The organism is Mucilaginibacter achroorhodeus, from assembly GCF_007846095.1.
GTDB classification, from domain to species: domain Bacteria; phylum Bacteroidota; class Bacteroidia; order Sphingobacteriales; family Sphingobacteriaceae; genus Mucilaginibacter; species Mucilaginibacter achroorhodeus.
In genome coordinates this window covers 248,777-263,898 of the sequence record NZ_VOEI01000003.1, presented here as the reverse complement: position 1 = coordinate 263,898, position 15,122 = coordinate 248,777, and the positions used below count along the sequence as shown (strand labels likewise).

Here is a 15,122-nt window from a genome sequence, read left to right as displayed (position 1 = left end):
GTAGCGATGAAAAAGTTGAGCTTAATTTTTTTACTGACTTTGGTTTTTGCAGACTATGTTGCAAAAGCCCAAACTATTGTCAACTTCAAAGACCCTAAGATCTTTTATATGGGTCGCACATCAGTAAGAGATACTTCGGCTGAGCTGTCATGGACGGCCGCTGCCATCATAATTAACTTTAACGGCACGACTGTAAAAGCAACCTTGAATGACGAGAAGGGTCTCAATTACTACAATGTTATTGTAGACGACAAGGTTGTTCAGGTGATTAAACTTAAGCAAGGCCAAAACGAATACGTTTTGGCTGTCGGGTTACCTGCAGGTAAACACAAGCTTGAATTGTTTAAACGTACCGAATACGATTGGGGCCGAACCTTGTTTTGTGGTTTTAATATAGATGGCAAACTGCTTGCCCCACCAACTTATAAGCACCGTATTGAATACTATGGCGATTCTATAACCTGTGGCATGGCAGACGAAGATACTTCGGGCAAAGACCGCGGTGACAATGATTATGAGAATGGCTACGCCAGTTATGCCAACGTAGCTGCCCGGTATTTTAATGCCGATATGCACTGCATCTCTAAAAGCGGTATTGGCATCGTGATCAGCTGGTTTGATTATGTGATGCCCAACATTTACGATAAGATTTATGCACACGGCGATGAGAAATGGGATTTTAGTAAGTACACGCCCGAGATCGTTGTTGTTAATCTCTTCCAGAATGATTCGTGGTTAACTAAAGCCAAAGACAACGAGCAATTTAAAAAGCAGTTTGGGAGTACGCCACCCACACCGGAGTTCATTATCAGCCACTATCAGGCATTTATTAAAAACATTCGTTCTAAATATCCTAAAGCCAAAATAGTATGTGCATTGGGTTCGATGGACGCAACTAAAGAAGGCTCGCCATGGCCGGGCTACATAGAGAAAGCTGTTGCCGGATTAAATGACAAAGGGATATACACTCATTTTTTTGCGTTTAAGAATACGCCAGGCCACCCAAGCGTTGCAGAACAAAAAGCAATGGGCGAAGATCTGATAGCCTATATTAAGACCACTTTTAAATGGTAAAAATAGAAATGTCATTCTGAGGGACAAGAACCTTTTAGCGTGCGATACCGCTTAATAAATTCTTCGCTGTCGCTCAGAATGACATTTAGCTTCATGCGAGTGAGTTATCTAACTTCTCACAAAATTATTCCCCAACTTTTTGCTGATCAGGTAATTCGCGGTTGCCGGCTATGTCACCATCGGAGTTTACACCGGTTTGGGAACCGTCATTATCGGCCGTACCTTCCTGGTAGCTAAGGTTCTGTTCGTTTTTATTTTCGTCTCCCTCTTGATTACTTTCTTCAGTGTCTTGTTCTGTGGCACTGTTTTCTTCGTCAGATTGCCCGGTCGGTACGGCTCCTGAAGCTTCCGTAAAGTTTGATTGGCCTAATTGATTAGGATCCTTAAAGTTGTTAAATTCAGGATGCTCTTCGGCAGGTTCGGTACGTTTAAAATAATCGTTGCTATACCCGGCGTTGCGTGATGGGTTATTTGCATCATCTCCTGATGGCGTGTTGCTATCGTCACCGAAGCTTTGTCCGCCATATCCCTGGCCTTCCATTGCTGGTTTGTTAGCTTCTTTTTCTTCGCTGCCGAACATAAAGGCTTCACGGCGCAGATCTTTTTCCTCTAAATTATCATCGTCCTCAACACGGTAAGCATTTGGCTTCTGGTTGTCGTTGCTATTATTACGTTCCATTTTGTTTATAGATTGATGTATAGTAATAAGGTTTGAATTTTTTAATTGTTTGCATTATTTAACTCAAAGTAAATAAATACAAGCTGAAAGGGTGTTCATGAGCGTTCACGATGTTCACAAGTGTTCATGCTGTGAACGTGAACAAAACACATATATAAAAAGTTATTATGCATGCATAGTATTTGTTTGAAAAACCTACATTTGCCAATAACCAATTATAAACATGAATAAAGTTGTCAGTGGTGCCCAGGAAGCCATTAACGATATCAAAGACGGCATGACCTTGATGCTGGGCGGCTTCGGTTTGTGCGGCCTGCCGGAGAAAACCATACTTGCCCTGGCGGCAAGCGGTATAAAAGATCTTACCTGCATATCTAACAATGCCGGCGTAGATGATTTCGGCATAGGTTTGTTACTGCGTAACAGGCAGGTTAAAAAGATGATATCATCATACGTAGGGGAGAATGCTGAATTTGAACGTCAATTACTTAGCGGCGAACTTGAGGTAGAACTTATCCCCCAGGGTACCTTGGCAACCCGCTGTATGGCAGCCGGCTATGGCATGCCTGCCATATTTACGCCTGCAGGTATCGGCACCGAAGTAGCTGAGGGCAAAGAAGTGCGGAAATTTAACGGAAAAGATTACCTGATGGAAATGGCCTTTGATGCTGATTTTGCCATTGTTAAAGCCTGGAAGGGAGATACCATGGGAAACCTGGTGTACCGCTCAACAGCCCGCAATTTTAATCCTGTTATGGCTATGGCAGGTAAAGTAACCATCGCCGAAGTGGAAGAACTGGTTGAACCCGGAGAATTAGATCCCGACCATATCCATACGCCCGGCATCTACGTGCACCGTATATTTAAAGGTGAGAATTACGAGAAAAGAGTAGAGCAAAGAACAGTAAGAAAACGGTAACACCAACGCGTCATTGCGAGGTACGATGCAATCTTAAAGGACAAGCACTTTGAACCGATTATGAGATTGCCGCGTCGCTGATGCTCCTCGCAATGACATATCTTATAATTTAATAAGCTAATAGACCTATGTTAGATAAAGAAGGTATCGCTAAACGCATAGCAAAAGAAGTTAAAGACGGCTATTACGTTAACCTTGGTATTGGCATACCAACGCTGGTAGCTAATTATATTCCTAACAACATTGATGTAGTGCTGCAATCTGAGAACGGTTTATTAGGCATGGGGCCTTTTCCGTTCGAAGGTGAAGAAGATCCGGATACCATCAATGCCGGTAAACAAACCATAACCAAACTACCCGGCTCTGCGGTCTTCGATTCGGCCATGAGTTTTGGGATGATAAGGGCCAAGAAAGTCAACCTGACGATATTAGGCGCTATGGAGGTTTCTGAGAACGGCGACATTGCCAACTGGAAAATTCCCGGCAAAATGGTAAAGGGAATGGGAGGGGCTATGGACCTGGTGGCCTCGGCAGAGAATATTATTGTGGCCATGCAGCACGTTAACAAGGCAGGCGAATCAAAACTTTTGCCCAATTGCACCTTGCCCTTAACCGGTATTAAATGCGTTAAAAAAATAGTGACCGAATTAGCTGTATTAGATGTTATGCCTGATGGGGGATTCAAACTCCTGGAACGCGCTCCGGGCGTTTCCGTTGAGGAGATCAAAAACGCAACCGCAGGCAAGCTTCTAATTGATGGAGATGTGCCGGAAATGGTAATATAGTTTTCAGTTAACCGTGGGCAGTTTAACATCGCTAACTGCAAACTTTTAACTGCAAACTTTAAAATATCCCTATATTTACCGCATGCACCATTTGATAGCGCCTTCTTTATTAGCTTCCGATTTTGCAAACCTGCAAAGAGATATCGAACTGGTAAATGCCAGCGAGGCCGATTGGTTTCATGTGGACGTAATGGACGGTATGTTTGTGCCAAATATCTCTTTTGGGTTCCCGGTGATAAAGGCTATTAAAAAGCATGCTCAAAAACCGCTGGATGTTCATTTGATGATCGTTGATCCCGACCGTTACCTTAAAGATTTTAAGGAAGCGGGAGCGGATAGTATCACGGTGCATTACGAGGCTTGTCCGCATTTGCATCGTACTATTCAGGTTATCAAACAATTAGGCTGTAAAGCTTCGGTAGCTATCAATCCTGCAACGCCCGTTGCTAATTTGGTAGATATTATCGCCGACCTGGATATGGTTTTGGTCATGTCGGTAAATCCCGGTTTCGGTGGCCAAAAATTTATTGAACATACTTATACCAAAATCGCACAGGTTAAAACACTCGCTGCAAATGCAAATCCCAATCTTAAAATAGAGGTTGATGGTGGTGTTGATATCGGTAACGCAGCCAAGCTGGTTGAGGCAGGCGCAAGTGTGTTGGTAGCAGGTAGTTCAGTGTTCTCCGCAAGTGATCCATCACTCGCTATATCCCAACTTAAGCATCTATAGCTGCCCCCTGCTAAATTTTTCGGCTTACATTTTTTGTTCGCATACTCGTTAAAACCACTATTTGATGATTGTTGTGATATTTTAAAAAAATGTAAAAAAAGTCTATAATTTTTGTCGAATTAGCTACCTTAGGCGCGTCTTAGTACAAACTTAATAAACCAACATAATAAATTAGTTATGAAATATAATTTCGGTGCCGGACCCGGCATATTGCCTCAGGAAGTATTCAAACAGGCAGCAGCGGCTGTACTTGATTTCAACGGAACAGGTTTATCCTTACTGGAGATATCGCACCGCTCACCGGAATTTGAAGAAGTGCTGAATGAAGCTGTTGCGTTAGTAAAAGAACTATTTAACGTACCCGAAGGTTATTCGGTACTATTTTTACAAGGCGGTGCAAGCACCCAGTTTGCATTAGCACCTAATAACTTATTGCCTGAAGGCGGTAAAGCTGCTTATCTTGATACCGGCGTTTGGGCAAGCAAAGCGCTAAAAGAAGCGAAATTCTTTGGTAATGTTGAAGTAGTGGCTTCCTCAAAAGAAAGCAATTACACATACATCCCTAAAGATTATACCATACCAACTGATGCGGCTTATTTCCACATCACATCAAACAATACCATTTACGGCACGCAGTTGCAGGAGTTTCCTAAGTCGCCTGTACCTATGGTTTGCGATATGTCATCAGACATTTTTAGCCGCGAGGTAAACGTTGCCGATTTTGGTTTGATCTACGCGGGTGCACAAAAAAACATGGGGCCTGCAGGTGTAACTTTGGTAATTGTTAAAGATGATATTTTAGGCAAAACTGATCGTAAGATACCTGCAATGTATAACTACCAGGTGCAGATAGAAGGTGGCTCAATGTACAATACCCCGCCATGTTTTGCCATTTACGTATCTATGCTAACGCTGAAATGGTTAAAATCAAAAGGTGGTGTACCTGCTATCGAGAAAGAAAATAACGAAAAAGCGCGTGTATTATACGAAGAGATTGACCGCAACCCGCTATTCAAAGCTGTTGCAGCACCTGAAGACCGTTCACGCATGAACGTTTGCTTTGTTATGGAGAACGCAGAACTTGAAAAACCCTTCTTGAAATTATGTGACGAAAAAGGTATTGTAGGTATCAAAGGTCACAGAAGTGTGGGTGGTTTCCGTGCTTCAATTTACAACGCATTGCCAATCACCAGCGTTTACGTGCTGATTGATGCCATGCGCGAGTTTGCTGAAAAGAATAAATAATTGTATAGTGATCAGAGATTAGAGATTTGTTCTCTTTTCCTGATCTCTGGTCTCTAACCTCTAATCACTAATAGTAATGATCAAAATATTAGCTAATGACGGTATCGATCCGATAGGTAAAAAAATGCTTGAGGATGCCGGTTTTGTAGTGGATACCAATAACATTCCGCAGGACGAGTTACCTAGACGCTTACAGGAGTACGACGCCATTACGGTGCGTAGTGCTACCAAAGTGCGTAAAGCATTAATTGACGTTTGTCCGGGCCTTAAACTGATAGGTCGCGGTGGCGTTGGTGTAGATAACATCGATGTTGATTACGCGAAAGAAAAAGGTATAGGTGTTTATAACACCCCTGCATCTTCATCGCTTTCAGTTGCCGAACTTGTTTTTGGACACCTCTTTGGAGGTGTACGTTTCCTGCAGGATAGCAATCGCAAAATGCCGGTAGATGGCGCTACAAAATTTAACGACCTTAAAAAAGCTTATGCCAAAGGTGTTGAGCTGCGCGGCAAAACTCTGGGTATTCTTGGTTTTGGCCGTATCGGTCGCGAGGTTGCCAAAATTGCTATCGGTGTAGGTATGGAAGTTTTAGCATTCGACGTATTCCCATTCAACCCTGAAGTTGAGGTTGTATTGGGCGGTGGTTATGTTGCCAAAGTAGCCGTTAAAACTGCAACTAAAGAAGAGATCATCGCTAACGCTGACTTTATTACCCTGCACACGCCATTTGTTGATAAGGCACTTATCGCTGCAGCTGAATTTGAGAAAATGAAAAAAGGTGTTGGTTTGGTAAATTGTTCACGCGGTGGCCTTATCGATGAAACAGATTTGTTGGCTGCTTTAGACAGCGGTAAAGTTTCATTTGCCGCGCTTGATGTTTTCGATAACGAGCCAAACCCTCGTCAGGATATCTTGTCTCACCCTAAGATATCGCTTACACCGCACATCGGTGCTGCTACCAATGAGGCGCAAGAGCGTATAGGCGTTGAGCTGGCAAGTTTAATTATTCAGCATTTTAAAGGATAATCCTTATCAACGTATACTCATACAAGGCCCTTGCAACTGCAAGGGCCTTTGTTTTTGATATTGGTTGATATCCGCTCTTTAACGCCTTTGCCAGAAATTTGCTCTTCTTTGGAAAAGCCACAATTTACATCCACAGTATAAATAAAATTATATTTTTGCAGCAATTGAAAAGATCGCGGTAGTATGTGATCTTATGTTTAATATTTATTTATAAAATTAAATCATAGTTGTAGATGATTAACATTACACTTCCTGATGGTTCCGTTCGTGAATACGACAAAGGGATCACCTCTATGCAGATAGCGTTGTCTATCTCTGAAGGCTTAGCACGTAACGTATTAGCTGCCGAAGTAAACGGCGAAGTTTGGGATGCCAGCCGCCCCATTGAACAAGACTCAACCGTAAAATTATTGACCTGGAATGATGCCAAGGGTAAATCTACCTACTGGCACTCATCAGCTCACTTGATGGCCGAGGCACTTGAAGCACTTTATCCGGGCACAAAATTCGGTATCGGTCCGGCAATCGAAACAGGTTTCTATTATGATGTTGACTTTGGTGACATTCAATTCTCGTCAGACGATTTCAAAAAGATCGAAGACAAGATGATCGAGCTTGCGAAAACTAAAAGCGATTACATTCGCAAACCGGTGAGCAAAGTTGATGCTATTGAATACTTTACTGAAAAAGGCGACGAGTATAAACTCGACCTGATAAAAGACCTTGCAGACGGCGCTATAACTTTATACAGCCAAGGTAACTTTACCGACCTTTGTCGCGGACCGCACATCCCTAATACCGGCCATATCAAAGCTGTTAAATTGATGAGCATGGGTGGCGCATACTGGCGTGGAGATGAAAGCCGTAAACAGCTTACCCGTATCTACGGTGTAACTTTCCCTAAAGCCAGTGAGCTTGCAGATTATGTACACCTGATTGAGGAAGCAAAAAAACGCGATCACCGTAAATTGGGTAAAGAACTTGAGCTTTTTGCTTTCAGCGAAAAGGTAGGTATGGGTTTACCGTTGTGGTTGCCTAAAGGTGCTGCCCTGCGTGAGCGTTTAACCCGCTTTATGCAAAATGCGCAGGTTAAAGCCGGTTATGAGCAGGTTATCACACCGCATATCGGTCATAAAAACCTTTACATCACTTCTGGCCACTACGAGAAATATGGTGCAGATTCCTTCCAACCTATAAAAACGCCGCAGGAAGGAGAGGAGTTCTTGTTAAAACCGATGAACTGCCCTCACCACTGTGAGATATATAAAACAAAACCGCGCTCTTACAAAGACCTGCCGGTTCGCTTTGCTGAGTTTGGTACCGTTTACCGTTACGAACAAAGCGGCGAGTTGCATGGCTTAACCCGGGTACGAGGCTTTACTCAGGATGATGCGCACTTGTTTTGCCGTCCTGACCAGGTTAAGGACGAGTTTAAGAAAGTTATCGACCTGGTGCTTTATACATTTGGTGCTTTGGGTTTTGATAACTACACTGCACAGATCTCGTTACGTGACCCCGATAACAAAGCTAAATACATTGGCAGCGATGAGACCTGGGCACTGGCCGAAGCAGCTATTATTGAAGCTGCTGAAGAGAAAGGCCTGCCAACTGTAGTTGAGTACGGTGAAGCTGCTTTTTACGGCCCTAAACTTGATTTTATGGTGAAAGATGCCCTTGGCCGTAAATGGCAATTGGGTACCATCCAGGTAGATTACAACCTGCCCGAACGTTTTGAGCTGGAATATACAGGCAGTGACAACCAGAAGCACCGCCCGGTAATGATCCACCGCGCGCCGTTTGGTTCGTTGGAGCGTTTCGTGGCGGTGTTGATAGAGCACTGTGCAGGTAATTTCCCATTATGGTTATCTCCGGAGCAATTTACCATTTTGCCTATCTCAGAAAAGTATGAGGATTATGCAAAAAAACTTTCAGATGAGTTAAAAAATTCTGATATTTGCGGGCTCATTGACTTTAGAGACGAGAAAATCGGTCGCAAAATACGCGATGCTGAAGTCAAAAAGATCCCTTACATGCTTATTGTAGGCGAAAAAGAGGCCGCCGAGGGGTTGGTTTCTGTTCGTAGACATGGTGTGGGTGATCTGGGTAGCATGAGCATTGAAGATTTTAAACAACAAATAATTAAAGAAATAACAGTATAACTTGGCATTAAACAGACCTTTCAATAGAGGACCAAGGCCTCCTTTTAAGAAAAAAGAAGCCGAACATAATATCAACCAATTCATCAAAGCGCCTGAAGTGCGCCTTGTAGGCGATAACATTGAGCAGGGTGTGTACTCATTACGAGATGCACTTGCACTTGCACAAGAGCAGGAACTTGACCTGGTTGAGATATCTCCAAACGCTAATCCACCGGTTTGTAAGATAACTGACTACAATAAGTTTATCTACGAGCAAAAGAAGAAGCTTAAAGAGATAAAAAGCAATGCCAAGCAAACGGTTATTAAGGAGATCCGCTTCGGACCGAACACTGATGACCATGACTTTGATTTTAAATTAAAGCATGCCACCAAATTTTTGGAATCGGGCGAAAAGGTTAGGGCTTACGTTCACTTTAAAGGCCGTGCAATTGTTTACAAAGAACAAGGTGAGATATTATTGCTTCGTTTTGCACAGGCGCTTGAAGAAGTTGGTAAAGTAGAACAGTTGCCAAAGCTTGAGGGTAAGCGAATGTTTTTAACAGTAGCACCTAAGGCAGCAAAGAAATAAAAATTACAAATGTGCGGAAGCGCGAAAGTGCAGACGTGCAGATGAAAATAAAACGCTGAGATAGCGTAAACATCTAAAACAAATAAATAACAGTTATGCCAAAAATGAAAACCAATTCCAGTGCTAAAAAGCGCTTTAAGCTTACTGGAACCGGTAAAATTGCCAGAAAAAACGCATACAAAAGCCACATCTTAACCAAGATGTCGACAAAACGTAAGCGTGCCCTTGGTCAGACAAGTTTAGTATCTGATGCTGACATGGGTAACGTAAAACGCATGCTTTGTATCGGCAAGTAATTAATTAATTAATTTTTAACCAGGTATTAGAGTCAAAAGCTTCCCCTCCACAGGAACACTCACTACCAAAAAGAAAACAAAATGCCACGTTCAGTTAACGCAGTAGCGTCGAGAAGACGCAGGAAAAGAATCATGAACCTCGCCAAAGGTTATTGGGGTTCACGCAGTAAAGTTTACACTGTTGCTAAAAACACAGTTGAAAAAGGTTTACAATACGCTTACCGCGACCGTAAAACCAAAAAACGCGAATTCAGAGCTCTTTGGATTCAACGTATCAACGCCGGTGCTCGTCAGCACGGTATCTCTTACTCTCAGTTAATGGGTAAGTTAGCCGCCAAAGAAATTGGTTTGAACCGCAAGGTATTAGCTGATTTAGCGATGAACAATCCGGATGCTTTCAAAGCAATTGTTGACGCTGTAAAGTAATTTTAGCACAACGCATAAGAAAGCCCCTGCCAATCGGCAGGGGCTTTTCTACTTATAGCGTTTACAATCCTACGCTTGGCGCACCGTTGCCCGGCTTACCATCCAAGTCATCAAAATGAGACTGGTGTTTGTCTGAGTTTGTGTTCTCAGGCTCATCTATAATTGTCTCTTCAATAATGATGGCTACAGGTTGATCATATTCTTGCTCAGGATAACTTTGATCTGATGCTATGCCGCCATCTATATCCATGTATTGTTTAAAGTTACGGATATCATTATCAACCAGGTTTTTAAATACTGGGTTTAAAATGTGGGCAATACTGCCACCAAAGCCACCAGCTGGTGGGCGGTAAGATATTACTACGTCTATCAGTGTCCCATCGCCATCCGGGCTGTCCTGAAAGGTAACCTTCCCTGCATTATCTATCATAGAATCGGGCAAAGAGCTCCAACCGATGCTGTAACCCGGTTCGTCCTTAACAATTTCTGCATCCCAGCTTACGTGTGCCGAACCGATTGGCAGCTTAAGCACCCAATGTGATCTGGTTTCGCTGATGATATCTACGCTCTCCAAATGTTTCATAAACAATGGTAGGTTATCCAGCTTGCGCCAAAAATCATATACTTCCTGGCGGGGCTTATTCACTATATAGGATGAGCGAATGTTAATGTTAACCGGCTCAAGCGAGTTACGGCCCATTGCAGAGTATAGGTCGCAATGGCCGGTAACGCCCCGGTTAAGTAAATAACCGCCTGCACCTAATTTTATGATACTGCTAAACGGACTTTTGAATATTCCTTTAAGGCCGCTTAGGGCAAGTTTGGCACCTGCTGCTATAGATAACGTACGCTCGGCCTGAGAGAGATTGATGCTTTCAGAACGACGCTCGATATCGGCTGTTGTTTCTCTCCATCTATTTGGTGCTGTTAATGTTGTCATAATGTTTCTGTTATAGCTTTATAACCATCATAACCATGCCAAATTTTGCTTAATTATCAAATATTTTAACCGGCTTGATTTTAAGAATTTGGGTTTAGAAGTCAAATCATTACATTTGCCACGCTTAGGTGTTAATGCTGCAAACGCAGTATTAAATTAAAAGGGAATACGGTGTAAATCCGTAACTGTCCCGCAGCTGTAAGCTCCGTTAACCAATGTCCAAGTTATTGTCACTGTTTGCCAGCCGGCGAATGGGAAGGCAGGATGGAGGGGAGCAAGTCAGAATACCTGCCTTAGCGTAATATTATTCATGGCTTTCGCGGATTGAAGCATGGATGCGATCTTCCGGTAATTTATATTGCCGGTTTTTCTCATCTGTATCCTACGCTGCCATGATCGTTAGTTATGAAAGGCAGCAAATTTCACCGGAGTATTTTTTTAAAGGCTATACTTGTACCAGTATTTACGCTGCCTGCAATAGTAGTTTTTGGGCAGACAGATACCAGCCGTACGCTCCATGAAGTTTCTGTTAATGCACACAAGGCACTTGTAGTACCATCAATCACGCCGGTTCAGCAGATCAACAATCAGGATTTTATAAGATCAGGCTCGTTCAACGTAGCAGATGCCGTTAGGACTTTAAGCGGGGTTAACATAAAAGATTACGGCGGGATAGGCGGGATAAAAACAATATCAGTACGAGGATTAGGCGCAGGACACACCGCCGTATTTTACGACGGCTTGCAACTTAACGATGCCGAGACCGGACAAATAGATCTGAGCAAACTCAGCCTGATCAATATACGTTCCATTACACTTTATAACGGCCAGCCCGATGACCTGCTACAACCAGCCAGGGCGTTTGCCGCAGCAAGTGTACTGAGTTTGCAAACTGTACCTGCCCAATTAGGCAACGATAAAGCTTATGAAATAACAGCAGGGGTAAAGGGCGGCAGTTTTGGTCTTTTTAATCCTTACGTTCTCTATCAACAGAGATTAAGCAAGCGTTGGACAACAGTTGTGACCAACAACTACATCAACGCCAACGGGCGTTATAAATTTGACACGCCAAATGATGGCAGTGATACCCTTTCAACGAGGCATAACAGCCAGGTACGATCATTACAAACAGACGCAGCATTGTACTGGAATAAAAATGATAGCAGCCTGTTTAGTGTACATGCTAATTTTTATAACGCCAAACGAGGCTTGCCTGGTGCCGTGGTGTTCTACACCGAGTCGCCCGGAGAAAAGCTGGATAATGATGATATATTCCTGCAAGCTTCTTTCAAACGCATATGGAAGAACAGTTTGCAATTATTGTTAAACAGCAAGGTTTCGCAATTAAAGACCCGCTACCTCGATTCGCCTTACTTTAATACGCAGGGTTATATTCTACAGCATTACAAACAGCGCGAAGCTTACCAGTCGGCAGCACTATCTTATAACCTAACCAACGATTGGGTTATATCTTACGCCGCCGATGGTTCTTACACCAAAGTAGATGCTGATATCTACAAATATGCCTACCCATCACGTTTCACACTATTAAATGCGTTGGCAAGTAAATTAAAGTTTGACAGGTGGGAACTTGCCGGTAATTTACTGCACACTTACATCAACGAAAAGGTTGAAAGAGGCAAGGCTCTCCAACAATCGCCGGTGTTATCGCCAACGCTTATGTTAGGGGTTCAACCCTTTGCTTCTAAAGCGCTTAAGCTTCGGGCCTTTTACAAAAACATTTTTAGGGCACCAACGCTTGATGAGCTTTACTATTTTGCCTTTGTCGATCGCGTTATCAAACCGGAGTTTGTAAAGCAGTACGACCTGGGAGCTACTTACAACAAAGATATGAACGGGCTGTTTAGCTACGTTTTTCTTAGCGCAGACGTTTATTACAACAACGTGCGCGACAAGATCATCGGCATACCCAGTGCTAACCCGGCTGTTTTTTCTTTTAGCAATGTTGGCAGAGTGGATATTAAAGGGCTGGATTTGGGTTTAAAGACTGCCACACGAAATTTTGGCAACTGGAGTTTGTCATTAACAGCAAATTATACTTACCAGCAAGCGCTTGATGTTACCGACCCTGCATTAAGTACTTATCTGCAGCAAATAGCTTACACCCCCAAACATACGCTGGCATTAAATACCGGCATAAATTTTAAAAAGCTGGGTATTTACTACAATCAGATAATCTCATCTAAAAGAAATTACAACGGCGATAATGATCCGGGACATGATGTGCCGGGATATGCCGTTGGCGACGCTTCAATACTTTATAACACAAGCTTTGATCATTTGCCTTTGCGGCTTTCTGTAGAGGCAAACAACATCTTCAATAAATATTACGCGATCATCCAGAGCTATCCTATGCCTGGTCGCTCGTATCGTTTAACCATGCAAATAACAATTTAAATATATCAACATGAACAAACTTCAACTTAAAGGTTTAATCGCAATAGCAGCACTCGCCTCGGTGTTCTCATCGTGCCGTAAGGATAGGATAACGCCAGATCCTGTAGATCCGGTTGCACCGGCAAACGGCATTTATATATTGAACGAAGGGAATTTTAGCCGTAACAATAGCTCCCTTAGCTTTTTTAGCATCGCATCGAAAACTACAACGCCCGACATTTTTAAAACTGTTAACGGGCGTGGTTTGGGTGATACGGGTAACGATGCCAAAATTTACGGTTCCAAAATGTACATTGCAGTTAACGTTTCAAGTACCATTGAGGTAGTTGACGCAAAAACTGCAAAATCAATCAAACAAATAAAGCTGACCAATGGAGGTGTTGACAGGCAACCACGTAGCATCGTATTCAATAAAAACAAAGCTTTTATCTCCTCTTATGATGGCACAGTGTCTGTTTTAGATACAGCAAGCCTTACCGTAGATAAATACATTACCGTAGGCCGTAACCCAGAAGAGATGGTTATATCGAATGGGAAATTATATGTAGCTAACTCCGGCGGTTTAGATTATGCTAATCCCGATAAAACAGTTTCTGTCATTGATTTAACTACACTTACCGAAATAAAGAAAGTAGATATTACAAGTACTAATCCTATAAATATTGCTGCCGATAATTATGGCGATATTTACGTATTGGCTTACGGTACCGACTATCCATCAAAACCTAAATTGATCATCATCGATAACAAAACCGATGCGGTGAAAACTTCTAAAGATATCGATGCGGGTTATGGCACATCATTCATAGTAGTAGGCGATAACGCATATTACATTACCGATGCAGGTAAAATTGCTGTGTATAATGTGAAGACTGAAGTAACAAAATCAGAAAACTTCATCACTGATGGCACCATCTTTAAAGCACCGTACGCTTTAGCAGTAGATCCTGTTACTCAGCAGATTTACGTTACAGATGCTATTGACTATTCATCAAACGGAAGATTGTACACTTTTAACGATGCTGGTAAAAACCAGGACGTTAATAAAAAAGGTTATGTAATGGATACCGGCATTAACCCTGGTACAATTGTTTTACTCAGCAAATAGCTCTTTTATTTACACTGCTTATTAGGTAAATTTGCGCAACAATAAGTTTATATGTTAAACCAAAACAACAATACACGTAACGTAGTACTAATAACCATGGTGCTGGCTGCCATAGCAATGCGCCTGGTAAACACGCAGTTTCCGGCTTTAAGTAATTTTACCCCGGTAGGTGCTGTGGCCTTATTTGGTGGTGCTTACTTTACAGATAAATGGAAAGCATACATGGTACCGCTTGTGGCCCTTTTTGTAAGCGATATCATTATTAATTACCTATATGCCGGTAAGCTTACATTTTACAGCAGTTCACTGTTTATGTATGCTTGCTTTATGCTTATGGTTTGGGTAGGTACATTTATTAAGAAAGTTACTGCGCTCAATGTTATTGCTGCATCCATAGTTTCTGTTTTAGTACACTGGCTGGTAATGGATCTTCCCTTTGTGTACGGTATGCCAAACACCTGGGCTAACTACGGGACGTTGTTGGTAAGGGCAATTTATCCCTTTGAAACCAATATGCTAATAGGTGATGCCATTTATGGTGCGATCCTATTCGGTGGTTTTGAATTGGCTAAGAGCAGGTATAACGTCTTGCGCACCGAGCGCCCGTTGGCATTGTAATCAGCATTATTAACAATATTTGAAAGCGGTTAGGTATCTAACCGCTTTTTTTGTGTCTAAACTCTAATTTGACAAGCTATTGAATTGGGTAAATTATTGACTCTAACCTTTAAATTCTTTTAATTCC

At 42.4% G+C, this 15,122-nt stretch carries 15 protein-coding genes and 1 riboswitch; of the genes, 13 read left to right on the top strand and 2 right to left on the bottom strand.

Going from position 1 to position 15,122, the window contains the following annotated elements; genetic code table 11:
- Positions 1-6: 6 nt before the first annotated feature.
- The gene (locus FPZ42_RS10870; RefSeq protein ID WP_146271245.1) at positions 7-1,074 is read left to right on the top strand and encodes a GDSL-type esterase/lipase family protein; all 1,068 of its coding nucleotides are present in this window, start codon (positions 7-9) and stop codon (positions 1,072-1,074) included.
- A gap of 124 nt (positions 1,075-1,198) precedes the next feature.
- Here FPZ42_RS10870 and FPZ42_RS10865 read toward each other — a convergent pair whose 3' ends face one another.
- Positions 1,199-1,753, bottom strand: coding sequence for a hypothetical protein (locus FPZ42_RS10865; protein ID WP_146271243.1), 555 nt, complete (start codon positions 1,751-1,753; stop codon positions 1,199-1,201).
- A 223-nt stretch (positions 1,754-1,976) separates the two neighbouring features.
- Between FPZ42_RS10865 and FPZ42_RS10860 the strand changes: the two genes are divergently transcribed.
- From FPZ42_RS10860 to rplT, 9 genes are all read left to right on the top strand, one after another.
- Positions 1,977-2,672: a CoA transferase subunit A gene (locus FPZ42_RS10860; protein ID WP_146271241.1), complete on the top strand. Its 696-nt coding sequence runs from the start codon at positions 1,977-1,979 to the stop codon at positions 2,670-2,672.
- A gap of 128 nt (positions 2,673-2,800) precedes the next feature.
- Positions 2,801-3,457, top strand: a complete 657-nt coding sequence (locus FPZ42_RS10855) for a 3-oxoacid CoA-transferase subunit B (protein WP_146271239.1) — start codon at positions 2,801-2,803, stop codon at positions 3,455-3,457.
- 82 nt (positions 3,458-3,539) lie between these two features.
- Positions 3,540-4,190 carry a ribulose-phosphate 3-epimerase gene (rpe, locus tag FPZ42_RS10850; protein ID WP_146271237.1) on the top strand — a complete coding sequence of 217 codons (651 nt, stop codon included), beginning with the start codon at positions 3,540-3,542 and terminating at the stop codon, positions 4,188-4,190.
- 177 nt (positions 4,191-4,367) lie between these two features.
- On the top strand, positions 4,368-5,435 hold the full coding sequence (serC, locus tag FPZ42_RS10845) for a 3-phosphoserine/phosphohydroxythreonine transaminase (protein ID WP_146271235.1): 1,068 nt from the start codon (positions 4,368-4,370) through the stop codon (positions 5,433-5,435).
- A gap of 76 nt (positions 5,436-5,511) precedes the next feature.
- Positions 5,512-6,462 (top strand): D-2-hydroxyacid dehydrogenase, encoded by a 951-nt coding sequence (locus FPZ42_RS10840; RefSeq protein WP_186458744.1) that lies wholly within the window; start codon positions 5,512-5,514, stop codon positions 6,460-6,462.
- A gap of 233 nt (positions 6,463-6,695) precedes the next feature.
- On the top strand, positions 6,696-8,621 hold the full coding sequence (gene thrS / locus FPZ42_RS10835; RefSeq protein WP_146271233.1) for a threonine--tRNA ligase: 1,926 nt from the start codon (positions 6,696-6,698) through the stop codon (positions 8,619-8,621).
- Between the two features lies 1 nt (position 8,622).
- The gene (gene infC, locus FPZ42_RS10830; protein WP_146271231.1) at positions 8,623-9,189 is read left to right on the top strand and encodes a translation initiation factor IF-3; all 567 of its coding nucleotides are present in this window, start codon (positions 8,623-8,625) and stop codon (positions 9,187-9,189) included.
- A gap of 95 nt (positions 9,190-9,284) precedes the next feature.
- Positions 9,285-9,485: a 50S ribosomal protein L35 gene (gene rpmI, locus FPZ42_RS10825; RefSeq protein ID WP_090525627.1), complete on the top strand. Its 201-nt coding sequence runs from the start codon at positions 9,285-9,287 to the stop codon at positions 9,483-9,485.
- Between the two features lie 81 nt (positions 9,486-9,566).
- Positions 9,567-9,911 (top strand): 50S ribosomal protein L20, encoded by a 345-nt coding sequence (gene rplT / locus FPZ42_RS10820; protein ID WP_117381412.1) that lies wholly within the window; start codon positions 9,567-9,569, stop codon positions 9,909-9,911.
- 61 nt (positions 9,912-9,972) lie between these two features.
- On the opposite strand, the gene FPZ42_RS10815 is transcribed toward rplT, so the two are convergent.
- Entirely contained in the window at positions 9,973-10,851 is an 879-nt protein-coding gene (locus tag FPZ42_RS10815) for an SRPBCC family protein (protein WP_146271229.1), read from the bottom strand.
- A 109-nt stretch (positions 10,852-10,960) separates the two neighbouring features.
- Positions 10,961-11,161: riboswitch (cobalamin riboswitch) on the top strand.
- 95 nt (positions 11,162-11,256) lie between these two features.
- Here FPZ42_RS10815 and FPZ42_RS10810 point away from each other — a divergent pair.
- From FPZ42_RS10810 to FPZ42_RS10800, 3 genes are read left to right on the top strand one after another with little or no spacing between them, the layout of a single operon-like run.
- Entirely contained in the window at positions 11,257-13,269 is a 2,013-nt protein-coding gene (locus FPZ42_RS10810) for a TonB-dependent receptor plug domain-containing protein (protein WP_146271228.1), read from the top strand.
- A gap of 10 nt (positions 13,270-13,279) precedes the next feature.
- Positions 13,280-14,377 (top strand): DUF5074 domain-containing protein, encoded by a 1,098-nt coding sequence (locus tag FPZ42_RS10805; RefSeq protein WP_146271226.1) that lies wholly within the window; start codon positions 13,280-13,282, stop codon positions 14,375-14,377.
- A 51-nt stretch (positions 14,378-14,428) separates the two neighbouring features.
- Positions 14,429-14,995, top strand: a complete 567-nt coding sequence (locus tag FPZ42_RS10800; RefSeq protein WP_146271224.1) for a DUF6580 family putative transport protein — start codon at positions 14,429-14,431, stop codon at positions 14,993-14,995.
- Positions 14,996-15,122 lie beyond the last annotated feature (127 nt).